Here is a 24,081-nt window from a genome sequence, read left to right on the forward strand (position 1 = left end):
GGTTTCGGTTGCTCCTATCGAATGTGCGGATGTGGTCGCGCCCGGGACTGGGGGTCAGTCGTGGGAGTGGAGAGGCTTCCCGGCCAGGGCCAGGTGGGCCTCACCGAGAGCTTCGTTCTGCGTCGGGTGCGCGTGTACGAGCTGCGCAACCTCGGCCGGCAGGGCCTCCCAGTTGTAGACCAGCTGGGCCTCGCCGACCTGCTCGCCCATACGGTCACCGACCATGTGGACGCCGACCACGGCACCATCCTTGACCTGGACGAGCTTGATCTCGCCCGTGGTCTTGAGGATCTTGCTCTTGCCGTTGCCCGCGAGGTTGTACTTCAGAGCGACGACCTTGTCGGCGCCGTACAGCTCCTTGGCCTTGGCCTCGGTGATACCCACCGAAGCGACCTCGGGGTGGCAGTACGTCACGCGCGGCACGCCGTCGTAGTCGATCGGCACGGTCTTGAGACCGGCCAGCCGCTCCGCCACCAGCATGCCCTCGGCGAAGCCGACGTGCGCGAGCTGGAGGGTGGGAACGAGGTCACCGACGGCCGAGATGGTCGGCACGTTGGTCTGCATGTACTCGTCGACCAGGACGTAGCCGCGGTCCATCGCGACGCCCTGCTCGTCGTAGCCCAGGCCCGCCGAGACCGGCCCGCGGCCGATCGCGACCAGGAGCACCTCGGCCTCGAAGGTCTTGCCGTCGGCGAGGGTCACCTTGACGCCGTCGGCGGTGTACTCGGCCTTGTCGAAGAAGGTGCCGAGGTTGAACTTGATGCCGCGCTTGCGGAAGGCTCGCTCCAGCAGCTTGGAGCTGTTCTCGTCCTCGACCGGGACGAGGTGCTTGAGGCCCTCGACGATGGTCACGTCCGTGCCGAAGGACTTCCACGCCGAGGCGAACTCGACGCCGATCACGCCGCCGCCCAGGACGATCGCGGACTTCGGCACGCGGTCCAGCTTGAGCGCGTGGTCCGAGGAGATGATGCGGTTGCCGTCGATCTCCAGGCCCGGCAGCGACTTCGGCACGGAGCCGGTCGCCAGCAGGACGTGGCGGCCCTGGATGCGCTGGCCGTTCACATCGACGGAGGTCGGGGAGGACAGCCGGCCCTCACCCTCGATGTAGGTCACCTTGCGGGAGGCGATCAGGCCCTGCAGGCCCTTGTACAGGCCCGAGATGACCTCGTCCTTGTACTTGTGGACCGCCTCGATGTCGATGCCCTCGAAAGTGGCCTTGACACCGAACTGCTCGCTCTCGCGAGCCTGGTCGGCGATCTCACCGGCGTGCAGCAGAGCCTTGGTGGGGATGCAGCCGTTGTGCAGGCAGGTGCCGCCGACCTTGCCCTTCTCGATCAGGGCGACGTCCAGGCCCAGCTGAGCCCCGCGCAGGGCAGCGGCGTAACCACCGCTACCGCCTCCGAGGATCACTAGGTCGAAAACGGTGCTGGCGTCGTTCGCCACGTCACGTCCTCCATGCATGGGTACGCCGGAGCCGGTCTCCAATGACCGGACGGCGGCTGTGGTTCGGCCGCTTGAATTTCGGCCCTGGGTAAGGGGGGCCCTGTCCTGCCGAGAACCCATCTTCGCACTTGTTGAACACGGACGGGACGGCGGGCCGGGCCCGGGGACTGCCGAGGGGGCGCCTCAAGGGGGTTACCGGGGCGTACGGACGTACGGATTTCGTTGAGGGCGAACGGATCCGCGCGAGGTGGGGACGGGAGAGAGAAATCGCACACCTGCGGCCCCGGGCGGTGAGCCCGGGGCCGTAGGGACATAAACGGGCAAGACGGGGCGGCGGGCCGCTCAGCCGAGGTCGCCCGCGGCCGTCCGCTCCGCCAGCCGCACCAGGGTGCGCACCGCGGAACCCGTACCGCCCTTGGGGGTGTACCCCCACGGCGCGCCCTCGTGGAAGGCCGGGCCCGCGATGTCCAGGTGGGCCCAGGTGATGCCCTCGCCGACGAACTCGTTCAGGAAGAGCCCGGCGACCAGGCCGCCGCCCATCCGCTCGCCCATGTTGGCGATGTCGGCGACCGGCGAGTCCATCCCCTTGCGGAGGTGGCCGGGCATCGGCATCGGCCAGGACTGCTCGCCGACCTCCTCGGCGATCTCGTGGATCGCGGTACGGAATGCGTCGTCGTTCGCCATGATCCCGAAGTGGCGGTGGCCCAGCGCCAGCACCATCGCGCCGGTCAGCGTCGCCACGTCCACGATCGCGTCCGGCGACTCCTCCGAGGCGCGGGTGAGCGCATCGGCCAGGACCAGGCGGCCCTCGGCGTCGGTGTTGAGCACCTCGACGGTCTTGCCGCTGTACATGGTCAGCACGTCGCCGGGGCGGGTGGCGGAGCCGGAGGGCATGTTCTCGGCGAGCGCCAGCCAGCCGGTGACGTTCACCTCCAGGCCCAGCTTGGCGGCGGTCACGACCGCGGCGAAGACGGCGGCGGCGCCGCTCATGTCGCACTTCATGGTCTCGTTGTGGCCGGCCGGCTTGAGCGAGATGCCGCCCGAGTCGTACGTGATGCCCTTGCCGACCAGCGCGAGGGTCTTGGTCGCCTTGGCGTGCGTGTGCGCGATCCGCACCAGCCGCGGCGGGGCCTCCGAGCCCTGGCCGACGCCGAGCAGACCGCCGTAGCCGCCCTTCTTCAGCGCCTTCTCGTCCAGCACCTCGACCTTGAGGCCGAACTCCTTGGCCGCGGCCTGGGCCTCGGCCGCGAAGGACTTCGGGTCGAGGGCGTTGGAGGGGGTGTTGATCAGGTCGCGGGCGCGGTTGATCTCCGCGGCCAGCGCCTGGGCCCGCTCCGCGGCGGCCTTGAACTCCTTGTCGCGGGGCTTGCCTCCGAGGATCGCGGCCTCGGCGAGCGGCGCCGACTTGGCGTCGTTCTTCTTCGCGCTCTTGCCGTTGCCGTTGCTGCGGAACGCGGTGAAGGCGTACGCGCCCAGCAGCGCGCCCTCGCTCACCGCGGCGGCCGCCTCGGCGTCCTCGACGGGCAGCGCGAAGCCGGCCTTCTTGGCGCCGGTCAGCGCGCGGGCGGCGCTGCCCGCGGCGCGGCGCAGCGCCTCGTTGTCGTAGTCCTCGCCCTTGGCCGGGGCCTCGCCCAGGCCGACCGCCAGTACGACGGGCGTCTTGAGTCCGTCCGCGGCGGGCAGTTTGGTCACCTCGCCCTCGGCACCACTCGCGCCGAGGGTCTCCAGCACGGCGGCGAGCTTGCCGCCGAAGGCCTTGTCCACGGCCTCCGCGCCGGGGGCGACAACGACGCCCTTGGCGCCCTTGGCCACGCCGACGACGACGGCATCCGCACGCAGCGTTGCGGCGGAAGAAGTACTGAGGGTCAGTGCAGTCACGGTGATGAGAGTCCTGTTCCGTCCGGGAATCCGTTGTGCGCCCTGGGCGCTGCTGCGGCCGAGCCTACGCTCGGCGACGCCGCAAGGCCCGGCCTGTCGCCGCAACGGCCGGTAACGGTGCGTCGGCGCAGAACCCGGCCCGGCCGGGGAACCCGCACCCGTCGTGGCGGAGTTGGGGGCCGGGCGGGCCCGGTGGTCCGGGCGGGTCGCGAGGGGGCGAGGGGCCTGACGGTGTGGTCCGGGGGGCCCTTAGGGGGTGGGCGAACGGATCCCGTAGGGGGTACGAGCGCCCCCTGCGGGGCCTCAACGCCGGGCGCCGGGCGGGTATTCCCGCGCCGCGCCGGCGGTACGACACCGCACCGCGCCGGCCGCACGGCACCGCGCCTCCCGTGCACGCGCCTCCCGCCCTCAGCCCAGTGCGAGGAGTACCAGCGCCGCCAGCCCCGCGGTCTCCGCCAGCGCGCCGAAGACGTCCCCGGTCACCCCGCCGAACCGCCGTCGGCAGTGCCGCAGCAGCAGTTCGCCGGCCGCGAGCCCGCCGAGTGCGGCCAGCCCGGCGTGCAGCGCGCCGTACGCACCGGAGCCGTACGGGCCGAACAGGCCACCGGCCGCCGCGCACAGGGCGGCGACCAGTGCGGCGCACAGCAGCGCGGCACGCACCGGAACGGCGCCCGCGACCGCCGCGCCCAGCCCCTCCGGCCGGGCCGCCGGCACCCCCCTACGGGAGGCGAGCGTCAGCGCACACCGGGCCGTGACCCCCGCGACGGCCGCCGCCACCGCGCCCTGCGCCCAGCCCCGTGCGTACAGCCCCTCCAGCGCGGCCACTTGGGCCAGCAGGGTGAACAGCAGCGTGATGACCCCGAACGGGCCGATGTCGGACTGCTTCATGATGCGCAGCGCGTCGTCGGCGGGCCGGCCGCTGCCCAGGCCGTCGGCGGTGTCGGCGAGTCCGTCCAGATGCAGGCCGCGGGTGAGCGCGGCGGGTACGGCGGCGGTGCCGACCGCGGCGAGCAGCGGCCCGCCGCCGAGCAGGAGCAGCGCCCCGCCGAGCGCGGCCGCGGCCAGCGAGACGACCAGCCCGGCCAGCGGCGCGCAGAGCATCCCGCCGCGGGCGGTCTCCCGGTCCCAGCGGGTCAGGCGTACCGGGAGCGCGGTCAGCGTCCCGAACGCGAAGCGCAGGGCGTCGGAGGGGGCGGGGCGGCCGGGGGTGTCGCTCATCGCGGCAGGCTATCCCGGCCGTTCCGCGCCCCGGAGAAGCTGAAATCACCAGCAAACCCCGTAAATTGCCCTTACGGGGCAAAGGGGAGCGTGGGATGGGTCACTGGTGGTACCGCAACATCGTCGAGCCGGGAAAGCTCCCGCTGCTGCTGGCCCTCGCCTCCTTCGTCCTGACCTTCCTGGTGACCCGGGTCATCACCCGGCTCATCCGGGCGGGCAAGGGCCCGTTCCGCAACATCGCGCCCGGCGGGGTGCATGTCCACCACGTCGTGCCCGGCGTCGTCCTCATGGTCCTCGGCGGCTTCATCGCCCTGGCGGGCGGCCGCCGCGGCTTCGGCTCCGGCTTCGCCGCGGTGCTCTTCGGCATGGGAGTCGGGCTGGTCCTGGACGAATTCGCGCTGATCCTCCACCTGGACGACGTGTACTGGACCGAGGAGGGCGCCAAGAGCGTCGAGATCGTCATCCTCACCGTCGCCCTGGTCGCCCTGATCCTCGGCGGATTCCTGCCGTTCGGCGTCAACGAACTGAGCCCCGAGGAGACCCAGGACCGTTTCCAGGTCGTCCGGACCGTGGGCGTCAACTTCCTCTTCGCGGTGATCGCCCTGGCCAAGGGCAAGGGCCGGATCGCCGTCATCGGCGTCTTCGTCCCCTTCGTCGCGCTCTTCGGCGCCGTCCGACTGGCCCGCCCCAACTCGCTCTGGGCCAGGCGCTTTTACCGCAACCGCCCCAAGGCGCGGGCCCGCGCCACGGTCCGCGCCTACCGCCACGACCGCCGCTGGTCGGCCTTGCGCCGCAAGGCCGAGCACCTCATCGGGGGTGCTCCCAGCCGCTGACCTGCTGCGCATCGCGCGGTTTTCCCGGCCGCCACAGCTCCCACACCCCGCACAGCACCAGCACCGCCAGCACCGCCGCGATGTGTTCCTTGCCGGCCAGGTTGCTCTTGATGAACAGCACCTCGAAGACCATCGAGGCCACCACCAGCGCGCAGGTGAACCAGGCCCGGTAACGCCAGCTCACAAAGATCGCCAGGCCCACCACCGCCGCCGACGGGCCGGTGTCGACGACGAACTTGTCCGCGTCCGGCAGCCCGATGGGCGAGTCCGGCCCGATCCACAGGCCGATCCGCGCGTACATCGTTCCGGCGAGCGTGGCCAGATAGGCGACCGCGAGCGTCACCCGCCAGCCCACGCAGATCTCCGCGAGCCCGAAGACGACCAGCATCTGCGCCAGCGCGCCCCACACCGGCAGATCCAGCGCGGGCACGAACAGCGACAGGGGAGTGCGCAGCAGCGCCAGCCACAGGTGCTCATAGGCCTGTACGGACCCGATGTTCTGGATCGGACGGTAGCCCCAGGGCTGGTTCTGCACGATCTGGAAGACCAGCGTCAGACACACCGCGGTGAGCGTCACCGGGATCGCCCGCAGTTTCTTCGCGGCCAGTGCGGACCACCCGGTCCGCAGCAGCGGCCCCCACTCGGCACGCGCGGCGCGGCGCAGAGCCGGCTCGGTCATCTGTGGTTCTCCAGGTACGTGCGGTGCAGTCGTTGCGGCGGATCGCGGGTGAGCCGGCTGCACCGGGCATCGGCGCTCTTGTCGATGAGCATGTACCGCAGTTCGCCTATAGGGCGGTATTTCGCCTGAGCGAGGGAGCGATTTGATCTGCCACCACCGGGAGGAGAAGCCGAGCGGTGCCCGCTACCGGCGCGGCACCGGGCCCGCGCCGTGCCGCGTGCCATCTGCGTAGACGGAGCGGAACGCCGCGGAGTTGAGCGACCGCCGAGTGATCTTCACCGCTTTCGGCGGCGGCTCTCGTCCCGGGGCTCGTCCCGGCCCTCCCGTGCCGGGCGTCCGCGTCCCGGCCGCTCCTGTGACGGCGCTCCCGCCGCCCGGCCGCGTACCCCGGTTCGGCCGGGTACGTCGGCTCAGTCGCGTACCGGCAGTTCCGCCGCCAGGGCCGCGGCCGCCTGCACCAGCGGCAGGGCCAGCAGCGCGCCCGTCCCCTCGCCCGCGGTGACGCCGTGGTCGAGCAGCGGGGTCAGCGCGATCCGGTCCAGGGCCTTCGCCTGCGCCGGCTCGCCGCCGGCCTGCCCGGCGATCCACCAGTCCGGCGCCCGGAACGCCACCCGCTGCGCCACCAGCGCACAGGCCGCCGAGACCACCCCGTCCAGGATCACCGGCGTCCGCCGCACCGCGCTCTGCAGCAGGAACCCGGTCATCGCCGTCAGATCCGCGCCGCCGACCGCCGCCAGCAGCTCCAACTGGTCGCCGAGCACCGGCCGGGCCCGGCGCAGCGCGTCGCGGATCGCCGCGCACTTGCGCATCCACGCCAGATCGTCGATACCGGCGCCGCCCCGCCCGGTGACCACCGAGGCGTCCGTGCCGCACAGCGCGGCGATCAGCGTGCTCGCGGCCGTGGTGCCGCCGACGCTCAGATCCCCCAGCACCACCACGTCGGTCCCGGCGTCCGCCTCCTCGTCCGCGACCGCCATCCCGGCCCGGAACGCCGCCTCGGCCTCCTCGGCGCTCAGCGCGTCCTCGATGTCGATCCGCCCCGAACCGCGCCGCACCCGGCGCCGGGTGACCTCCTCCGGCAGCTCCTCCGGGTCGCAGTCCACCGCCATGTCGACGACCCGCAGCTGCGCCCCGGCGGCCCGCGCCAGCACGGCGGCCGGGCTCGAACCGTCCAGCACGGCCCGTACGAGATCCCTCGTGCCACCGGCCGGCCGCGCCGACACACCCAGCTCCGCCACTCCGTGATCGCCCGCGAACAGCAGCACCCGCGCCCGCTCGAGGGGCCGCACCGGCACCTGCTGCTGGACGGAGGCCAGCCATTCGCCCAGCTCGTCGAGCCGGCCCAGCGCCCCCGGCGGCACGGCCAGCCGCGCCCGCCGCTCCTCGGCGTCACGGCGCGCACCGCCGTCGGGGCGCTCGATCAGGTGGGCGAAGTCATCGAGGTTCAGGGCACTCATTCGGCGCAGATTACCGTCAACTCGGCGCTGACGAGGCACGGTGCCGGGAACGGACGTCGGCGAACCTCACCTCGCACACCAGCGGTGCCGACAGCCGCCCGAAACGCCCCCGGTGCACCGGCACCTCCCGTACCGCCACGATCCCCGGATGCGCGCTCGCCACCCGCGGCAGCTGCGCCCGGTCCAGCCCCCAGCGCAGCGGACCGGCCACGCCGCCCGGCGTGGCGCCCCGCCGGGCCAGCGCCGTCACCCGTCGCGGCAGCGCGTCGAAGACCAGCGCCCCGTCCGGGAACCGCTCCGCGCACGCCGCCAGCAGCGCCCGGACCGCCGCCGGGGACAGCCGCATCAGCACCCCGGGCGCCGTGACGACGACCCCGAGATCCGGGTCCCGTACCGCGTCCAGCCAGCCGTGGTCCCCGACGGTGCGCGCCACCGTACGGCGCCGGGGGCCGTCCGGGAGCAGCATCCGGCGCACCGCCGCGATCTCCGGGGGCTGCACCGTCAGCCAGTTCAGCCGCCCGTTGTCCAGCCGCCAGAACCCGGTTCCCAGCCCCTCGCCGAGCGCGACCACCGTCGCCTCCGGGCGCCGCTTCACATAGGCCCGTACGACCGCGTCGAAAACGCCCCGCACGCCGGCTTCGCTCAGCTCGGATCCGTCCACGTCCCAAGAGCACCCGCCGCCGCGCCCCCAGGCAAGCGGACACGGGCCGGGCGGGCCCCGCGTCATCCGCGCAGCGCAAGCGCCTGCCCCGCGACGACCAGCAGCACCTGCTCGCACTCCGCCCCGAACGCGGCGTTCAGCCGCCCCAGTTCGTCCCGGAAGCGACGGCCCGCCGCAGTGGCCGGTACGACCCCGGAGCCCACCTCGTTGCTGACCGCCACCACCGGACGGCGCGCCGCCCGCACCGCCGCGGCCAGCGCATCGATCCGCTCCCGCAGCGCCCGCCGGCCGGTCGCCTCCCAGGTGTCGTCGTCCCACGCCCCGACCTCGTCCATGGCATGCGTCAGCCACAGCGCCAGACAGTCGATGAGCAGCGGTGACAGGTCGCCCGGCCCGGCCGTCCCCTCGCCTTCCAGGAGCGGCACCAGAGCGCAGGTCTCCACGGTGCGCCAGCTCGCCGGGCGCCGCTCACGGTGCAGCCCGATCCGCTCCGCCCACTCCGTATCGCCCTCGCGCGTCCCCCCGGTCGCCACGTAGACCACGTCCGGGAACGACTCCAGCCGCCGTTCCGCCTCCGCCGATTTCCCGCTGCGCGCCCCGCCCAGCACCAGCGTGCGGCGCGGCAGATCCGGCACCGCGTGGTACTCGCCGACCACCAGCGTGGTGCCGTCCGGCACGGTGCGCGCGCCCGCCGCCGCCAGCCGGCGGTGCAGCTCGGGCCCCGGCGGCGCACCGTGGTCGATATGGACGGCGACCACATCCGTCGCCGCGTCCACCGCTCCGCGCGCCCGCAGCCGCGCCAGCCCGTCCGGCCGCTCCAGGACGTCCAGGAGCACCATGTCGTACGGGCTGCCCCCGCTGTTCCCGTGCCCGTTGTCCAGCCCGGCCGGCGCCCCGCCCGGCGGCAGATACAGCAGCCGCTCGCCCGCGATACCGGTGATCTCGTACCCGGTACCGGGGATGTCCACGGCGAGGGCCTTCACCCGGTGCCCGTCCAGCAGCGCCAGCTCCCGCCCGTCCGCGACCCGGCCCGGCGTCGGCACCCCGGCCGGCACCTCCAGCGCGGGCCCGTCGTGCGGATGGGAGAGCAGCACCTGGCGCACCCCGGCCAGCGACTTGCCCGCGCGGGCGGCCGCGAAGGCCGGGCCCGGCGTCAGGTCGATGAGCAGCACGCCGTCGATGAGCAGCGCGGTGGCCGCCCGCGCCTCGTCACCGATGGCGACCGCACAGGCGGCACAGGGACAGTCGGGGCGCGGCAGCCCCTGGGGGGCGCCGGTGCCGAGGAGAGTCAGTTCCACCCGCCGATTTTCTCGCGTCCGGCCGCTCTCAGCGCGCGGGGGGACCCGGGACACGGCAGTTCCCGTACGAGAGGGCGGGCCGGGGCCGGGGCCGGTGGTGGTTTCGCCTGGCGGCCGGGGCATGCTCCAGGCGCCGCTATAGGCTGCGGATCAGCACGGAAGCACGACACGGCGGGGCGTGACCAAGGGCGTTCCGGCGTGGCACAGACACGTATCCGGTGGGACCCAGGAGGCGGACATGGCGTGGACGTGGCGGTTCGAGAACGCGGACGGGAGCGAGACGGCGCCTGCCGTGGAACCGGAGGAGTTCACCACGCAGGGGGACGCGGAGTCCTGGGTCGGCGAGGTGTGGAAGGAGCTGCTCGACGGGGGCGCGGAGCAGGTCGCGCTGTTCGAGGACGGCACGGAGATCTACACCATGAGCCTGCGCGCCGCCGCCGAGAGCTGAGGGCCCGCGGCCCCCGCCGTGCCCCTGCTGTGCCGGGCCCACGGGCCGGCACAGCAGGCCGGCACTACGGCCGCTGGCCGCGCTTGACCTGCGGCTTGGGCAGCCGCAGCCGCCGCATCTGCAGGGTGCGCATGATCGCGTACGCCTTGACGCCCTTGAGGTTCTCGTTGGGGAAGCGCTCCCGCAGCACCTTGCCCAGGCGGAACCAGATGACGACCGAGTCCAGCACGATCAGGACGATGATCACGAGCCAGAGCAGCAGCGCGATGTTCTGGATCCCCGGCTGCCGGATCATGGTGAGCACCAGGATGATCACGGCCATCGGCAGGAAGAACTCCGCGACGCACCAGCGCGAGTCGATGTAGTCACGGGCGAACCGGCGCACCGGTCCCTTGTCGCGCACCGGCAGATAGCGCTCATCGCCGCTGGCCATGGCCTCGCGCTGGCGGGCCATGTCCACCCGCCGGGCCTCACGCTGCGCCTTCGCCGCGTCCTTGCGGTTGGTGGGCGTGTGCGCGCGGGACCGGCGCTGCGACTGGGCATCGCTGCGCTTGGGCGTCGGGCGACCCTTGGGGGCCTGCGGGTCGCGGGGCTGCTGGGACTGGTCCGCGTTCGCCTTGGCGGTCGCGGCCTGCTGATCGTTCGAACGGGATCGGAACACACTGCCAGGGTACGTGCTGGCCGGGTGTGGGCCAGGGCCGGACGGGGAACGATACGGCAACGCTGCTCCCCCGCGGCGTGGTGAGCCCGGGGCAGGGGCCGTCGGTGGTTTCGGTCGGTGGGCGGGGTCCGCTGCGAGCGCCCGTCCGGGACCGCCCTACTCCTTGGGCGGGAGACGCCGAACCCGCGATCGTCCTGGAGGAGGAGCGCATCCGGGCCCGAACAGTGCGGTAATGGAACCAAGGCCCGTACTGTGGGGTCTGTAGATGTGCTGGAGCCAATGCCCGATGTAACTCGGTCAGAAGGGGGCGCGCGAGGCCCATGAGCGATGGTGTCATGAAGCGGATGGGAATGATCTTCCGCGCGAAGGCCAACAAGGCCCTGGACCGGGCCGAAGACCCGCGCGAAACCCTCGACTACTCGTACCAGAAGCAGCTGGAGCTGCTCCAGAAGGTGCGCCGTGGCGTGGCCGACGTGGCGACCTCCCGCAAGCGCCTGGAGTTGCAGCTCAACCAGCTGCAGGGCCAGTCCTCCAAGCTGGAGGACCAGGGCCGCAAGGCGCTCGCGCTGGGCCGGGAGGACCTCGCCCGCGAGGCGCTCTCCCGCCGCGCCGCGCTGCAGCAGCAGGTCACCGACCTGGAGACGCAGCACCAGACGCTGCAGAGCGAGGAGGAGAAGCTCACCCTCGCCTCCCAGCGGCTGCAGGCCAAGGTCGATGCCTTCCGTACGAAGAAGGAGACGATCAAGGCCACGTACACCGCCGCCCAGGCGCAGACCCGGATCGGCGAGGCCTTCTCCGGCATCTCCGAGGAGATGGGCGATGTGGGCATGGCCATCCAGCGGGCGGAGGACAAGACCGCCCAGCTGCAGGCCCGGGCCGGTGCCATCGACGAGCTGATGGCGTCCGGCGCGCTGGACGACCCGTCCGGCATGGCCAAGGACGACATCGCCGCCGAGCTGGACCGGCTCTCCGGCGGCACGGACGTCGAGCTGGAGCTGCAGCGCATGAAGGCGGAGCTGGCGGGCGGCTCGTCGGCCGGCCAGCAGGCCATCGAGAGCGGCCAGGGCGGGCAGGCCCAGCCCTCGTCGCAGCAGGACCAGCCGCGTTTCGACAAGCAGTGACGGCCGGCGGCGGTTAGCCTCGCAGAGATCCCGCACCACAGACGCGGTACGGGCGCACGGGCAGTACGGGCGCCGTACGGATCGATGCAGGGGCCGCCGCCGGGATCGTCGGACCGGACCAAGGGAGACCGTCGTGATCGTACGGATCATGGGGGAGGGCCAGGTGAGGCTGGACGATGCCCACTTCACCGAGCTCAACAAGCTGGACGACGAGCTGCTCGCCGAGCTGGACGACGGCGACGACGACGGCTTCCGGCGCACTCTCGGGGCTCTGCTGGACGCGGTGCGCCGCCTGGGCACACCTCTTCCGGACGAATCCCTGGAACCGTCCGAACTGATCCTGCCGTCCCCGGACGCGACCCTCGGCGAGGTCCGCGAGATGCTCGGCGACGACGGCCTCATCCCCGGCTGACGGCCGACGCGGGCGATGCGCCGAGCGCCGCATCCCGCAGCTCCACTCCAGCGCAGCACGGACAGCGCCCCGGCCCCCGGAGGGACCGGGGCGTTACCGTTTCCTCTTGTGACCTCCCTCGACGCCGCGCCGGACACCGCTCCGGCGCCCGCCTCGGATGCCGTACCGGACGGCCGCCGCGCCGGCCGCTTCCAGTGGCACCGGACGCATCCGCTCGCGTTCGACGCCGCCCTGGCCGCGGTGTTCTTCGCGGCGACGCTGTGCGGCGCGGTGGCCGATCCGCACGGCCCGCACGGCCCCCGGTTCGGCGTCCGCGAACTGTCCGTCACCACCGTCGTCCTGGCCGCGCTCGCCTGCACCGCCCTGATCGCACGCCGCCGCTTCCCGCGCACGGTCCTGGCCGCCACCGGCTCGCTGACTGTCGTCGAGCTGCTCGCCCGCACCGACGATCCCCGCGCCCCCGTCGCCTTCTCCGCCGTCCTCGCGCTCTACACCGTCGCCTCCCGTACGGACCGGCCCACCACCTGGCGGGTCGGCGCGCTGACCGTCGTGGTGCTGACCGCCGCCGCGATGCTGTTCGGCGAGCACCCCTGGTACGCCCAGCAGAACGTCGCGATCTTCGCCTGGACGGGGATGGCCGCGGCCGCGGGCGACGCGGTACGCAGCCGCCGGGCCTACGTCGACGCCATCCGCGAGCGCGCCGATCGCGCCGAACGCACCCGCGAGGAGGAGGCCCGCCGCCGGGTCGCCGAGGAGCGCATGCGCATCGCCCGCGAGCTGCACGATGTCGTCGCCCACCACATCGCGCTGGTCAACGTCCAGGCCGGGGTCGCCTCGCACGTCATGGACAACCGCCCCGACCAGGCCAAGCAGGCCCTCGCCCACGTCCGTGAGGCGTCCCGCTCGGCCCTGGAAGAGCTGCGTGCCACCGTCGGCCTGCTGCGCCAGTCCGACGACCCCAGGGCGCCCACCGAACCCGCCCCCGGCCTGGGCGTCCTGGACCAGCTCGTCGAGGGCTTCGTCCGCGCCGGCCTCCCGGTCGGCCTCGAGGCCCCGCCCGCGCCGCAGTCCCTGCCCGCCTCCGTCGACCTCACCGCCTACCGTGTGGTCCAGGAGGCGCTCACCAACGTCCACAAGCACGCCGGCGAGGGCGCCCGCGCCACCGTACGGATCGTGCGCTCCGAGGCGGCGCTGACCGTGACCGTCCAGGACGACGGCGGCCGGGCGGACGGCGTACCGCCGCAGCGGGCGGACGAGGCGGCCGGGAGCGGCGGCGGCCACGGCCTGATCGGGATGCGCGAGCGGGTCTTCGCGCTGCGCGGCACGGTCGTCACCGGCCCCCGCCCCACCGGCGGCTTCCAGGTACGGGTCACCCTTCCGCTGCACACCACCCGCACCCAGGACGACGACATGACGGGGGAGACTTCATGACCATCAAGGTGCTGCTCGCCGACGATCAGATGCTGCTGCGCAGCGCGTTCCGGATACTGGTCGACTCCGAGCCCGACATGGAGGTGGTCGCGGAGGCCTCCGACGGCGCCCAGGCCTACGAGCTGACCCGCACCAGCGGCGCCGATGTCGTCCTGATGGACATCCGCATGCCCGGCGTGGACGGCCTGGCCGCCACCCGCATGATCAGCCAGGACCCGGAGCTCACCGGCGTCAAGGTGGTCATCCTGACGACGTTCGAGGTCGACGACTACGTGGTGCAGTCGCTGCGGGCCGGCGCCAGCGGCTTCCTCGGCAAGGGCGCGGAGCCGGACGACATGCTCAATGCGATCCGGATCGCGGCCGCCGGGGAGGCGCTGCTCTCGCCCGTCGCGACCAAGGGGCTGATCGCCAAGTTCCTTGCGCAGGGCGGCAGTTCGGACGAGGAGGGCGGGCCGGGCGGCCGCGGCGCCGAGCGGCTGGCGACGCTCACCGGCCGGGAGCGCGAGGTGCTGGTCCTGGTGGCCGGCGGCCTGTCCAACGACGAGATCGCCGAGCGGCTGGCGGTCAGCCCGCTCACCGTGAAGACGCACGTCAACCGGGCGATGGCCAAGCTCGGCGCGCGCGACCGTGCCCAGCTGGTGGTCATCGCCTACGAATCCGGACTGGTCCGCCCGCGGGTGCGGTGAGGTCCCCGCGGCCGCGATGAGGCCCGTACGCCCACAGGTGCAGGGCGGGTGGAGGCCGTCGTACTCCGAACGCGGTACGGCCGGGGCCCGGAAACCGACCTGCGAGCGAGGAAAACCGGCCTGAGCATGGCGGAAAGTGTAGGTGGGCCCATGGTGGCCCCGCCGACCTTCCGGACTTTTCTGAACAGAAGAGAGACCCCACCCATGTCCTGGCTGTCCCGACTCAGCCTCGTACAACGGGGCCTGATAGCGCTGATGTCGATCGTCGCGATCGCCTTCGGCGCCATCGCGATCCCGCAGCTCAAGCAGCAGCTCCTGCCCTCCATCGACCTTCCGATGGTGTCCGTGGTGGCGCCGTATCAGGGTGCCTCGCCCGATGTCGTCGAGAAGCAGGTGATCGAGCCCCTCGAGGACGGCATCCAGGCGGTCGACGGCATCAAGAGCGTCACCTCGACCTCGAGCGAGGGCTCGGGCGTCGTCATGGCGCAGTTCGACTACGGCAACGACTCCAAGACGCTGGTCGCCGATGTCCAGCAGGCGGTCAACCGCGCCCGCGCGAAGCTGCCCAAGGACGTCGACCCGCAGGTGGTGGCCGGCGGCACGGACGACCTGCCCACCGTCGTCCTCGCCGTCTCCTCCGACACCAAGGACCAGCAGACCCTCGCCGACCAGCTCAACCGCAGCGTCGTCCCGGGTCTGAAGAACATCGACGGCGTCGGCCAGGTCAACGTCACCGGTGTCACGGACCGGATCGTCGCGGTCACCCCCGACGACAAGAAGCTCGCCGCCGCGGGGCTGAACGCCGCCGCGCTCGGCCAGGCGCTGGACGCCGGCGGGGCGTCGGTGCCGGCGGGTTCCTTCTCCGAGGGCGGCAAGAGCCGGACCGTCCAGGTCGGCGCGGGCTACACCTCCGTCAAGCAGATCCAGGACCTGCGGATCGTGCCGACGGCGGGCGCGGGCGGCGCGGCCTCCGGTGCCGGCGCGGCCGAGCCCGTCCGCCTCGGTGACGTCGCCACGGTCAAGGAGCAGTCGGCCACCCCGACCTCCCTCACCCGCACCAACGGCAAGCCCAGCCTCGCCGTCACCATGACGATGGCCCAGGACGGCAGCGCGGTCGCCATCTCCGACGCGGTCAAGGACAAGCTCCCCAAGATCCGTCAGGACCTCGGCAAGGGCGCGGACGTCACGGTCTCCTTCGACCAGGGCCCGGCGGTCTCCAAGTCCATCGAGTCGCTCACGACCGAGGGCCTGCTCGGCCTGGCCATGGCCGTGATCGTGATCCTCCTCTTCCTCCTGAGCCTGCGCTCGACCCTGGTCACCGCGGTCTCCATCCCCCTGTCGGTCGTCATCACGCTGATCGTCCTGTGGACCGGCGACCTCTCCCTCAACATGCTCACCCTCGGCGCGCTGACCATCGCGATCGGCCGCGTCGTCGACGACTCGATCGTTGTCCTGGAGAACATCAAGCGTCACCTGGGCTACGGCGAGGAGCGCCGCGAGGCCATCCTCACCGCCGTCAAGGAGGTCTCCGGAGCGATCACCTCCTCCACCCTGACCACCGTCGCGGTGTTCCTGCCGATCGGCGTGGTCGGCGGCATGGTGGGCGCCCTCTTCGGCTCCTTCTCCATCACGGTGACGGTCGCCCTGCTGTCCTCCCTGATCGTCTCGCTGACGGTCGTCCCGGTCCTGTCGTACTGGTTCCTGCGCGCCCCGAAGATCGCCGAGGGCACCACCCCCGACGAGCTCCGCCGCAAGGCCGAGGAGAAGGAGAGCCGCAGCCCGCTCCAGCGGCTCTACGTCCCGGTCCTCCGGTTCGCCACCCGCCGCCGGTTCACCAGCCTGCTCATCGCCGTCGTCATCCTCATCGGCACCTTCGGCATGGGCCCGCTCCTGAAGACCAACTTCTTCGACCAGGGCGACCAGGACACCCTGACCATCAAGCAGGAGCTCAAGGCCGGCACGAGCCTCGGCGCCTCCGACGCCCAGGCCAAGAAGGTCGAAAAGCTCCTCGCCGACACCGACGGTGTCGAGGACTACCAGGTCTCCGTCGGCTCCGCCGGCTTCATGAGCGCCTTCGGCGGCGGCAGCGGCGCCAACCAGGCCTCGTACCAGGTGAAGCTGACGAACTCCGAGGACTCCGCCAAGGTCACCGACGACCTGCGGGCCGGCCTCGACAAGCTCGGCAAGGGCATCGGCGACACCACCGTCACCGCGGGCGGCGGCGGCTTCGGCAACCAGGACCTGAGCGTGGTCGTCAAGGCCGGCGACGCCGACGTCCTGAAGAAGGCCAGCGAGCAGGTCCGTAAGGCCGTCGCCTCGCTCGACGACGTCACCGACGTCCAGAGCGACCTCGCCCAGAGCGTGCCGCGCATCTCCGTCACGCCCAACGCCAAGGCGGCGGCCGCCGGTTACAACCAGACCACCCTCGGCGGCGCGGTCGCCCAGGCGGTCCGCGGCACCACCAGCCAGAGCAAGGCCGTCCTGGACGACACCGAGCGCGATGTCGTGATCAAGTCGGCCCACCCGGCCACCACCGAGGCCCAGTTGAAGAACCTGGCCGTCCCGACCCCGTCGGGCATGGTCAAGCTCGGCACCATCGCCACCGTCAAGACGGTGCCCGGCCCGGTCCAGATGACCCGCATCGACGGCGCCCGCTCGGCGACCGTCACCGCCAAGCCGACCGGCGACAACACCGGCGCGGTCAGCACCAAGCTCCAGGCCAAGATCAACGACCTGAAGCTGCCCGACGGCGCCACGGCCACGATCGGCGGCGTCTCCCAGGACCAGACCGACGCGTTCGGTTCCCTGGGCCTGGCCATGCTGGCCGCCATCGCCATCGTCTTCATGCTGCTGGTGGGCACCTTCAAGTCCATCGTCCAGCCGCTGATCCTCCTCATCTCCATCCCCTTCGCGGCCACCGGCGCGATCGGCCTGCTGGTCGCCACCGGCACCCCGCTGGGCGTCCCGGCGATGATCGGCATGCTGATGCTGATCGGCATCGTGGTCACCAACGCCATCGTGCTGATCGACCTGATCAACCAGTACCGCTCGCAGGGCTACTCGGTCGTCGAGGCCGTCGTCGAGGGCGGTCGCCACCGCCTCCGCCCCATCCTGATGACGGCCCTGGCCACGATCATGGCGCTGCTCCCGATGGCCCTGTCCATCACCGGCGACGGCGGCTTCATATCCCAGCCCCTCGCGGTGGTCGTCATCGGCGGCCTGATCACCTCCACCCTCCTGACCCTCCTCCTCGTCCCGACGCTCTACGCGATCATCGAACTCCGCAAGGAACGCCGGGCGAAGAAGAAGGCGGCCAAGCGCGCCAAGAAGGACGGCACGCCGACCGAGGAGGCCGAGCGCACACCGGAGCCGGCGGGGGTGTGACCACCCTGATCCGCTGACTCCTCGACCGAGCCCCCCGCAACCGTGTCCCACGGCTGCGGGGGCCTCGTCGTCAGTGGCCCGCGTGACGGATGCGCAAGGAGGTCGACTCCGGAGGTCAACTCCCTTGGGAAGGGGGCGTCTCGGCCGGACGCGCCGCGGGCTCCAGGCGCAGCATCGCCGCCTCGTCCGCGCTGCCGGGCGGGGCCTGGTAGACCACGAGTCGCTGTCCGCCCGTCCGGGCCAGCTGCATGACCTCGTACGTGAGCGTCATCGGGCCGACCTTCGGATGCACGAAGTTCTTGGTGCCGCCGCCGCGCTCCCGCACGTCGTAGCGCTCCCACAGCCGCGCGAAGTCCGGTGACTTCAGCAGGAGTTCCCCCACCAGCGCGGCCAGCTGGGGCACGTCCGGATCGGCGCCGCCGACCGCCCGCAGGTGCGCCACCGACTGGGCGACGGTCTCCTCCCACGGCTGGTACAGGGTGCGCCCCACCGGGTGCAGGAACAGATACCGCGTGACATTGCGCTGCTCGGGCGGCCAGTCCCACAGACCGGGCAGCAGGCGTCGCCCCGCCGGGTTGGCGGCCAGCATGTAGCTGTGCGGGCTGACGACGTACGCGGGCAGCGGACGCACCGCCTCCAGCATCTGCAGAACGGACTCGCGCACCGTGTGCTCCGTGGTGGGATGCGGCTCCGTGACGCGCCCCGAGGCGAGTTCGGCGAGCTCGTGCAGCCGCTCGTGGGCGTCCCCGCGCAGGCGCAGGGCGCGGCCGAGAGCGTCGATCACGGCCGGCGACGGGTTGGTCTCGCGCCCGCGCTCCAGCCGCGTGTAATAGTCCACGCTCACCCCGGCCAGCGTCGCCAACTCCTCGCGGCGCAGGCCCGGCGTGCGACGGATGCCGGTGCCCGCGGGCAGCCCCGCTTCCTCGGGCGTGACCCGTGCCCGTCGCGCCCGTAGATATCTGCCCAACTCCGTACTGTCTGCCATACCTCCATTGTCCCCGGTGGCCGCCGCGGTTGGGGGGCTGTGTCAGGGCCAGGAACGCGGCGCCCCGGAGAAGCGCGGCCTGCCGCCGCGCCGGGCGGCCGGACAGACTGGTCACCGTTGCGGGCGGCCCGGCCGCCGCGGTCCCAGGGGGCGCATGTCGCCGGGCCGCGGACGCGGTGGACGGTGCCGCCCGCGACTTGTCTTCCGAACCGCAGGAGGTCCTCGTCCATGTCGTCCCCCACCGCCGCACGACGGCACCGGCCCGCACCGCCCGTGGTGCTCCCGCACGAGCCGTCGCGGTCGCCCTCGTCCCCGGCCTCCTCCGTCGCGCTGATCGCCTCCCTCCTCGGCTTCACCGTCATCACCATCGACGTCTCCGCTGTCAACATCGCACTGCCCGCCATCCGCACGTCCCTCCACGCGGGCATGTCCGGGCTGCAATGGGTCGTCGACGCCTACACGTTGATGTTCGCCGCTCTGATGCTCTCCGCCGGCGCCCTCGCCGACCGGGCCGGTGCGCGGCGCGCCTACGGCTGGGGAGTCGCCCTGTTCACCCTCGCCTCCCTCGGCTGCGCCCTCGCCCCCGGCATCGGCTCGCTCATCGCGGCGCGCGTCGTGCAGGGCGGCGCGGCGGCGGTCGTCATGCCCGCCTCGCTCGCGCTGATCCGGCAGGCGTACGACGACCCGCGCCGCCGGGCCCGCGCCATCGCGCTGTGGACCGTCGGCGGCTCCGTCGCCCTGGCGGCCGGGCCGGTGCTCGGCGGCGTCCTCACCCAGGCCTGGGGCTGGCGCACCGTCTTCCTCCTGAACCTCCCGATAGGCGCCGTGATACTGGCGCTCCTCGTCCGCACCGCCGCCTCCCCGCGCCGCCCCGCCCCCCTCGACCTGGCGGGACAGGCCACCGCCGTCCTCGCCCTCGCCGGCCTCGCGTACGGGGTGATCGAGGGCGGGCACAAGGGCTGGACCTCCGCGCCGGTCCTCGCCGCGTTCTCCGTCGCGGTCGCGGCCGCCGTCGCCTTCTACGTCACCGAACGGCGCCACCGCGCGCCGATGGTCCCGCTCGGCATGCTGCGGCAGCGCCAGGTCGCCGTACCTCTCCTGGCCGGCTTCGCCGCGAACGCCGGCTTCTACGGTGTCGTCTTCTGCCTCGGCCTCTACTACCAGCAGCTGCGCGGCATGTCGGGCGTGGCGGCGGGGCTGATGTTCATCCCCCTGGCGGCCACCACCACTGCGATGAACGTCGTCTCCCCGCGCCTGGCGGAACGCCTGGGCCGCCGCACGGTCATCCTGACCGGCCAGGCTGTGATGGCCCTGGCGATGTTCGCCCTGCTCCCGCTGACGGCCCACACCCCGCTCTGGTTGGTCCTGATCCTCCTGATCCCCACGGGCATCGGCGGCGCGCTGGCCGTCCCCGCGTTCACCGCCCTGCTCATGGACGCCGTCCCCGGCCACCGCGTCGGCACGGCCTCCGGCCTGCTCAACGCCCTCCGCCAGACGGGCGGAGCCCTGGCCGTCGCACTGTTCGGCGTGCTGCTCGCGGGCGACGGCACGGGTGAGGGCTTCTCCCTCCCCGGCATGCGCGAGAGCCTCCTCGCGGCGGGCCTCACCCTCTGCGCAACGGTGGCACTGGCCGCCTGGCTCCTGCCGCGGGACCGCCACTAGAGCGGTCTCCCGGCGCCACGGGGCCTTCGTCCCGCCCCTGGGCCGACGCCCGTGCCCGCACCGGCTCGGAGAGCGCGATCGCGTGGTGGACCACGACGAGCCGGCCGCCGGGCCTGGGGCGCGGCAGTTCGCCGGGGTCGCCGTACAGCAGCAGCCGTACGGCGGCCCAGACGAGGTTCACCCCGGCCAGGGCCGTCTGATAGAGGCCCGCGGAGGCCCGGGCGTTCGCTTCGAGCAGCACCGGTCGCCCGTTCCAGTGGCGGAACTGGACGTTGGACAGGTACGTGAGGGGGAAGCGGCCGACGACCCGCCGCGCGAACTCCGTCGGCTCCGGGGCCTCCAGCAGGGTGCGGACCTTGCCCTCCTTGGCCCGGGGGACCGCGGCCAGCAGCGTGCCCGCCGGATCCGATAGGCAGTCGACGCTGATCTCCGGCGGGTCCAGGTACGGCATCACGATGAACGCGCGGACCGGCTCGCCCCGCTCCTCGGCACGCCGCAGCGCGTCCGCGGCGTCGGCGACCGACACCCGGGGCCGCGGGGGCAGTTCGAGGTCCGAGAGCTCCTGCGGAGCGTCGTCCAGGATCCGGAAGCCGTCGGCGGAGTACTCGCCCGCCGGTTTCAGACACAGCGGGCCGCAGCTCTCCGCCAGCTCTTCGACCGCGTTCCGCAGCCCGTCGGCGTCGGTGATCACTCGCCAGGGGGCGAGCGGAACGTGTGCGTCCGCGGCTGCCGCGTACATGCGGCTCTTGCCGGTCACCAGGCGCGCCGTCGCGGCGGGCGAGCACATGACCGCGGTGCCGATCCCCGCGAACGCCGCCGCGCGGTCACCGAACGCCGCGAGACGTGCGGACGGCATGACCGCGTCGATGCCGTGCCGCCGGCAGAAGTCGAGCGCGAAACCGAAGAACTCGTCGTCGGCCGCCGGCTCGGTTCCGGCCACGTCGCAGGCCCGGAGCGCCGGTGCCGCGGGGTTGGTATGGGTGCCGAAGACGCGGACCTCGGCACCGTCCGGGTTCTCGCGCAGCAACGGGAGCAGGTGCATCCTGTCGGGCCAGATCCCGTTGAACCAGATGCGTACCGCCACGGCGCACCTCACATCCGGCGCCCCGCGACCGTCCGGAACGGACCGCGGGCGTCAAGATCAGCGTGACACACATCCGGGGCCCGCACCGTTCGGTGCGGGCCCCGGCCCGGCCGTCGTCCCCGGCTCGCCCGCGGCGACTACGGCAGCGCCAGCATCCGCTCCAGCGCCAGCTTCGCGAAGCTTTCGGTCTCGCGGTCGACCTCGATCCGGTTGACCACCTTGCCGGCCGCCAGCGACTCCAGGGTCCACACCAGGTGGGGGAGGTCTATGCGGTTCATGGTCGAGCAGAAGCAGACCGTCTTGTCGAGGAAGACGATCTCCTTGTCCTCGGCGGCGAAGCGGTTGGCGAGGCGGCGGACCAGGTTCAGTTCCGTGCCGATGGCCCACTTCGAGCCGCGCGGGGCGGCCTCGAGGGCCTTGATGATGTATTCCGTGGAGCCGACGTAGTCCGCCGCCGCCACGACCTCGTGCTTGCACTCGGGGTGGACGAGGACGTTGACGCCGGGGATGCGGGCGCGGACGTCGTTGACGGAGTCGAGGGAGAAGCGGCCGTGGACGGAGCAGTGGCCCCGCCACAGGATCATCTTCGCGTCCCGCAGCTGCTCGGCGGTCAGGCCGCCGTTCGGCTTGTGGGGGTTGTAGAGCACGCAGTCGTCCAGCGACATGCCCATGTCGCGGACGGCGGTGTTGCGGCCCAGGTGCTGGTCGGGGAGGAAGAGGACCTTCTCCCCCTGCTCGAAGGCCCAGTCCAGGGCGCGCTTGGCGTTGGAGGACGTGCAGATCGTGCCGCCGTGCTTGCCGGTGAAGGCCTTGATGTCGGCGGAGGAGTTCATGTACGAGACGGGGACCACCTGGTCGGCGACGCCGGCCTCGGTCAGGACGTCCCAGCACTCGGCGACCTGCTCGGCGGTGGCCATGTCGGCCATGGAGCAGCCGGCGGCGAGGTCGGGGAGGATGACCTGCTGGTCGTCGCCGGTGAGGATGTCGGCCGACTCGGCCATGAAGTGGACGCCGCAGAAGACGATGTACTCCGCGTCCGGCCGGGCGGCCGCGTCCCGCGCGAGCTTGAAGGAGTCGCCGGTCACATCGGCGAACTCGATGACCTCGTCGCGCTGGTAGTGGTGCCCCAGGACGAAGACCTTGTCGCCGAGCTTCTCCTTGGCGGCGCGGGCGCGCGCGACGAGGTCGGGGTCGGACGGTGCCGGCAGGTCGCCGGGACACTCCACGCCGCGCTCGCTCCTCGGGTCGGCCTCGCGGCCGAGGAGGAGCAGCGCCAGCGGGGTCGGCTGGACGTCCAGGGGCTGGGCGGTGGTCACGACACGCACCCTCTCTTTTCTGCAGACGGCTCTGACAGGCCTTTTCGTCTATTTGACGCTATCTATCATAACCGCTTCACGTCACTTTGACGATGGCCATAGTGTCGATGTGACGCATCCGCCTTCTGCTTGCGCCGTGCGCCTCCGCCCCCCTCCCGCCTCTCCGTGTGACCAGGCAGCCACCGGCGTCCGGCCCGTCATGTGCGAGCATGAAGAACGAAGACCAAGGACAAGTTGCGCGCTGCCGGAATAGATCCGGGGGTCCTTCGGTTGCAGCCGAGGGCAAGCGGTCCGTACAACCCGGGAGAGATGTAGATGAGCGTTCAGGACGAGAAGACCACCGTCAGCGACGGCATCATCCTGTCCGACACGGCCGCGTCGAAGGTCAAGAGCCTGCTGGAGCAGGAAGGCCGGGACGACCTCGCGCTGCGGGTGGCGGTCCAGCCCGGCGGCTGCTCCGGACTGCGTTACCAGCTCTTCTTCGACGAGCGCTCGCTCGACGGCGATGTGGTCAAGGACTTCGACGGCGTCAAGGTCGTCACCGACCGGATGAGCGCCCCCTACCTCGGTGGCGCCTCCATCGACTTCGTCGACACCATCGAGAAGCAGGGCTTCACGATCGACAACCCGAACGCCACGGGCTCCTGCGCCTGCGGCGACTCCTTCAGCTGAGCGGCGGAGTAGCGGGTACGAAGGCGGCGCGCCCCCGGAAAGGGGGAGCGCCGCCTTCGGCGTTCCCGGAGGGCCTCGGCGCGGACCGCAGCCTCGGCCGGGCCCGCCGGGCCGGGGATGGCACGATGGCGCAATGGCGACAGATCACGAGGATTCCGCGGCGGCGGCCGGCAGCATCGCGGGCGGGACCTGGCCGGGCGGGGGAGCGGTCCACGGCGACCTGCTCGCGGCGAAGACGCTGGTGTACGACCCGAGCGGGTTCGCCTGCTCGGCTCCGCTGCCCGAGCCGGAGAGCGCCGAATACGGCGCGTACGCCTTCACCCTGGACGGACTTTCGGTCAGGTTCCGCGCGGCCAAGATCACCCCGACGAAGGTCGGCCAGTTCGTCACGGTGTGGCAGCGGTCGGCCAGCGGGCCGATCCGGCCCTTCGACTCCACCGACCCCGTCGATCTCTTCGTCGTCAGCACCCGGGACGGCGACCGCTTCGGACAGTTCGTCTTCTCGCGGGATGCGCTCATCGACCGGGGCATCGTCTCGAGGAACGGCACCGGCGGTAAGCGCGCCTTCCGCGTCTACCCGCCGTGGGTCACGACGGTGAACCGCCAGGCCCGCGCTACGCAGCGGTGGCAGCTGGACCACTTCCTGGAGATCGGCACGGGCGGCGCGGACGGGGCCTTCGACGCCGCCCGCGCCCGGGCGCTCCACCGGCCATGAAGCGGCGGCCTGCGGGACACCGTGCCCCGCAGGCCGC

21 protein-coding genes are annotated in these 24,081 nt (G+C 72.4%); 10 read left to right on the forward strand and 11 right to left on the reverse strand.

Annotation, left to right across the window (positions count from 1 at the left end; translation table 11 throughout):
- Positions 1 to 54 precede the first annotated feature (54 nt).
- From lpdA to ACIGWZ_RS22745, 3 genes are all read right to left on the reverse strand, one after another.
- The gene (gene lpdA, locus ACIGWZ_RS22735; RefSeq protein WP_400067374.1) at positions 55 to 1,443 is read right to left on the reverse strand and encodes a dihydrolipoyl dehydrogenase; all 1,389 of its coding nucleotides are present in this window, start codon (positions 1,441 to 1,443) and stop codon (positions 55 to 57) included.
- 342 nt (positions 1,444 to 1,785) lie between these two features.
- Positions 1,786 to 3,321: a leucyl aminopeptidase gene (locus tag ACIGWZ_RS22740; protein WP_400067376.1), complete on the reverse strand. Its 1,536-nt coding sequence runs from the start codon at positions 3,319 to 3,321 to the stop codon at positions 1,786 to 1,788.
- A 408-nt stretch (positions 3,322 to 3,729) separates the two neighbouring features.
- Positions 3,730 to 4,539, reverse strand: a complete 810-nt coding sequence (locus ACIGWZ_RS22745) for an adenosylcobinamide-GDP ribazoletransferase (protein WP_400067378.1) — start codon at positions 4,537 to 4,539, stop codon at positions 3,730 to 3,732.
- A gap of 95 nt (positions 4,540 to 4,634) precedes the next feature.
- Between ACIGWZ_RS22745 and ACIGWZ_RS22750 the strand changes: the two genes are divergently transcribed.
- The gene (locus ACIGWZ_RS22750; RefSeq protein ID WP_400067380.1) at positions 4,635 to 5,372 is read left to right on the forward strand and encodes a hypothetical protein; all 738 of its coding nucleotides are present in this window, start codon (positions 4,635 to 4,637) and stop codon (positions 5,370 to 5,372) included.
- Here ACIGWZ_RS22750 and ACIGWZ_RS22755 read toward each other — a convergent pair.
- The 4 genes from ACIGWZ_RS22755 to ACIGWZ_RS22770 form a co-directional block, all read right to left on the reverse strand.
- Positions 5,347 to 6,051 carry a hypothetical protein gene (locus tag ACIGWZ_RS22755; RefSeq protein ID WP_400067382.1) on the reverse strand — a complete coding sequence of 235 codons (705 nt, stop codon included), beginning with the start codon at positions 6,049 to 6,051 and terminating at the stop codon, positions 5,347 to 5,349. The genes ACIGWZ_RS22750 and ACIGWZ_RS22755 overlap by 26 nt on opposite strands.
- A 410-nt stretch (positions 6,052 to 6,461) precedes the next feature.
- On the reverse strand, positions 6,462 to 7,508 hold the full coding sequence (cobT, locus tag ACIGWZ_RS22760; RefSeq protein WP_400067384.1) for a nicotinate-nucleotide--dimethylbenzimidazole phosphoribosyltransferase: 1,047 nt from the start codon (positions 7,506 to 7,508) through the stop codon (positions 6,462 to 6,464).
- 16 nt (positions 7,509 to 7,524) lie between these two features.
- Positions 7,525 to 8,169, reverse strand: coding sequence for a class I SAM-dependent methyltransferase (locus tag ACIGWZ_RS22765; protein WP_400067386.1), 645 nt, complete (start codon positions 8,167 to 8,169; stop codon positions 7,525 to 7,527).
- 62 nt (positions 8,170 to 8,231) lie between these two features.
- A complete protein-coding gene (locus ACIGWZ_RS22770) occupies positions 8,232 to 9,467 on the reverse strand; it encodes a bifunctional adenosylcobinamide kinase/adenosylcobinamide-phosphate guanylyltransferase (RefSeq protein ID WP_400067388.1) in 1,236 nt (411 codons plus the stop codon).
- 238 nt (positions 9,468 to 9,705) lie between these two features.
- Here ACIGWZ_RS22770 and ACIGWZ_RS22775 point away from each other — a divergent pair, with 238 nt between their 5' ends.
- A complete protein-coding gene (locus ACIGWZ_RS22775; protein WP_400067390.1) occupies positions 9,706 to 9,915 on the forward strand; it encodes a hypothetical protein in 210 nt (69 codons plus the stop codon).
- Positions 9,916 to 9,979: 64 nt separating this feature from the next.
- On the opposite strand, the gene ACIGWZ_RS22780 is transcribed toward ACIGWZ_RS22775, so the two are convergent.
- Positions 9,980 to 10,576 (reverse strand): DUF3043 domain-containing protein, encoded by a 597-nt coding sequence (locus tag ACIGWZ_RS22780; RefSeq protein ID WP_400067392.1) that lies wholly within the window; start codon positions 10,574 to 10,576, stop codon positions 9,980 to 9,982.
- Positions 10,577 to 10,896: 320 nt separating this feature from the next.
- On the opposite strand from ACIGWZ_RS22780, the gene ACIGWZ_RS22785 reads away from it, so the two are divergent.
- The 5 genes from ACIGWZ_RS22785 to ACIGWZ_RS22805 all read left to right on the forward strand — a co-directional run bounded on the left by ACIGWZ_RS22785 (position 10,897) and on the right by ACIGWZ_RS22805 (position 17,610).
- Positions 10,897 to 11,697, forward strand: a complete 801-nt coding sequence (locus tag ACIGWZ_RS22785; protein WP_400067394.1) for a PspA/IM30 family protein — start codon at positions 10,897 to 10,899, stop codon at positions 11,695 to 11,697.
- A gap of 133 nt (positions 11,698 to 11,830) precedes the next feature.
- Complete coding sequence (locus tag ACIGWZ_RS22790) at positions 11,831 to 12,109, forward strand: hypothetical protein (protein ID WP_400067396.1); 279 nt, start codon at positions 11,831 to 11,833, stop codon at positions 12,107 to 12,109.
- Positions 12,110 to 12,217: 108 nt separating this feature from the next.
- Positions 12,218 to 13,540, forward strand: a complete 1,323-nt coding sequence (locus ACIGWZ_RS22795) for a sensor histidine kinase (RefSeq protein ID WP_400067398.1) — start codon at positions 12,218 to 12,220, stop codon at positions 13,538 to 13,540.
- Complete coding sequence (locus tag ACIGWZ_RS22800; protein ID WP_400067400.1) at positions 13,537 to 14,226, forward strand: response regulator; 690 nt, start codon at positions 13,537 to 13,539, stop codon at positions 14,224 to 14,226. Before ACIGWZ_RS22795 ends, ACIGWZ_RS22800 begins: the two co-directional genes overlap by 4 nt.
- A gap of 204 nt (positions 14,227 to 14,430) precedes the next feature.
- Positions 14,431 to 17,610 carry an efflux RND transporter permease subunit gene (locus ACIGWZ_RS22805; RefSeq protein WP_400067402.1) on the forward strand — a complete coding sequence of 1,060 codons (3,180 nt, stop codon included), beginning with the start codon at positions 14,431 to 14,433 and terminating at the stop codon, positions 17,608 to 17,610.
- Positions 17,611 to 17,725: 115 nt separating this feature from the next.
- On the opposite strand, the gene ACIGWZ_RS22810 is transcribed toward ACIGWZ_RS22805, so the two are convergent.
- Positions 17,726 to 18,595, reverse strand: coding sequence for a helix-turn-helix transcriptional regulator (locus tag ACIGWZ_RS22810; RefSeq protein WP_400067403.1), 870 nt, complete (start codon positions 18,593 to 18,595; stop codon positions 17,726 to 17,728).
- Between the two features lie 228 nt (positions 18,596 to 18,823).
- On the opposite strand from ACIGWZ_RS22810, the gene ACIGWZ_RS22815 reads away from it, so the two are divergent.
- The gene (locus ACIGWZ_RS22815) at positions 18,824 to 20,257 is read left to right on the forward strand and encodes an MFS transporter (RefSeq protein ID WP_400067405.1); all 1,434 of its coding nucleotides are present in this window, start codon (positions 18,824 to 18,826) and stop codon (positions 20,255 to 20,257) included.
- Here ACIGWZ_RS22815 and ACIGWZ_RS22820 read toward each other — a convergent pair.
- Together ACIGWZ_RS22820 and nadA are read right to left on the reverse strand one after the other, a co-directional pair.
- Complete coding sequence (locus ACIGWZ_RS22820) at positions 20,199 to 21,341, reverse strand: ATP-grasp domain-containing protein (protein WP_400067407.1); 1,143 nt, start codon at positions 21,339 to 21,341, stop codon at positions 20,199 to 20,201. The genes ACIGWZ_RS22815 and ACIGWZ_RS22820 overlap by 59 nt on opposite strands.
- Before the next feature lie 137 nt (positions 21,342 to 21,478).
- Positions 21,479 to 22,666, reverse strand: coding sequence for a quinolinate synthase NadA (nadA, locus tag ACIGWZ_RS22825; RefSeq protein ID WP_400067409.1), 1,188 nt, complete (start codon positions 22,664 to 22,666; stop codon positions 21,479 to 21,481).
- Between the two features lie 306 nt (positions 22,667 to 22,972).
- Between nadA and ACIGWZ_RS22830 the strand changes: the two genes are divergently transcribed.
- Both ACIGWZ_RS22830 and ACIGWZ_RS22835 read left to right on the forward strand, forming a co-directional pair.
- On the forward strand, positions 22,973 to 23,329 hold the full coding sequence (locus ACIGWZ_RS22830; protein ID WP_400067411.1) for a HesB/IscA family protein: 357 nt from the start codon (positions 22,973 to 22,975) through the stop codon (positions 23,327 to 23,329).
- Between the two features lie 133 nt (positions 23,330 to 23,462).
- Positions 23,463 to 24,044 (forward strand): MepB family protein, encoded by a 582-nt coding sequence (locus tag ACIGWZ_RS22835; protein WP_400067413.1) that lies wholly within the window; start codon positions 23,463 to 23,465, stop codon positions 24,042 to 24,044.
- Positions 24,045 to 24,081 lie beyond the last annotated feature (37 nt).

The organism is Streptomyces sp. NPDC053427 (assembly GCF_044544985.1).
Lineage (GTDB): Bacteria > Actinomycetota > Actinomycetes > Streptomycetales > Streptomycetaceae > Streptomyces.

What these genes read in the sequence shown, in the direction of transcription:
- ACIGWZ_RS22745 (WP_400067378.1), bottom strand. Translation starts at nt 4,539, where the DNA reads ATGAGCGACACCCCCGGCCGCCCCGCCCCCTCCGACGCCCTGCGCTTC.
- ACIGWZ_RS22750 (WP_400067380.1), top strand. Translation starts at nt 4,635, where the DNA reads ATGGGTCACTGGTGGTACCGCAACATCGTCGAGCCGGGAAAGCTCCCG.
- ACIGWZ_RS22755 (WP_400067382.1), bottom strand. Translation starts at nt 6,051, where the DNA reads ATGACCGAGCCGGCTCTGCGCCGCGCCGCGCGTGCCGAGTGGGGGCCG.
- cobT (WP_400067384.1), bottom strand. Translation starts at nt 7,508, where the DNA reads ATGAGTGCCCTGAACCTCGATGACTTCGCCCACCTGATCGAGCGCCCC.
- ACIGWZ_RS22775 (WP_400067390.1), top strand. Translation starts at nt 9,706, where the DNA reads ATGGCGTGGACGTGGCGGTTCGAGAACGCGGACGGGAGCGAGACGGCG.
- ACIGWZ_RS22785 (WP_400067394.1), top strand. Translation starts at nt 10,897, where the DNA reads ATGAGCGATGGTGTCATGAAGCGGATGGGAATGATCTTCCGCGCGAAG.
- ACIGWZ_RS22800 (WP_400067400.1), top strand. Translation starts at nt 13,537, where the DNA reads ATGACCATCAAGGTGCTGCTCGCCGACGATCAGATGCTGCTGCGCAGC.
- ACIGWZ_RS22805 (WP_400067402.1), top strand. Translation starts at nt 14,431, where the DNA reads ATGTCCTGGCTGTCCCGACTCAGCCTCGTACAACGGGGCCTGATAGCG.
- ACIGWZ_RS22810 (WP_400067403.1), bottom strand. Translation starts at nt 18,595, where the DNA reads ATGGCAGACAGTACGGAGTTGGGCAGATATCTACGGGCGCGACGGGCA.
- ACIGWZ_RS22815 (WP_400067405.1), top strand. Translation starts at nt 18,824, where the DNA reads ATGTCGTCCCCCACCGCCGCACGACGGCACCGGCCCGCACCGCCCGTG.
- ACIGWZ_RS22830 (WP_400067411.1), top strand. Translation starts at nt 22,973, where the DNA reads ATGAGCGTTCAGGACGAGAAGACCACCGTCAGCGACGGCATCATCCTG.
- ACIGWZ_RS22835 (WP_400067413.1), top strand. Translation starts at nt 23,463, where the DNA reads ATGGCGACAGATCACGAGGATTCCGCGGCGGCGGCCGGCAGCATCGCG.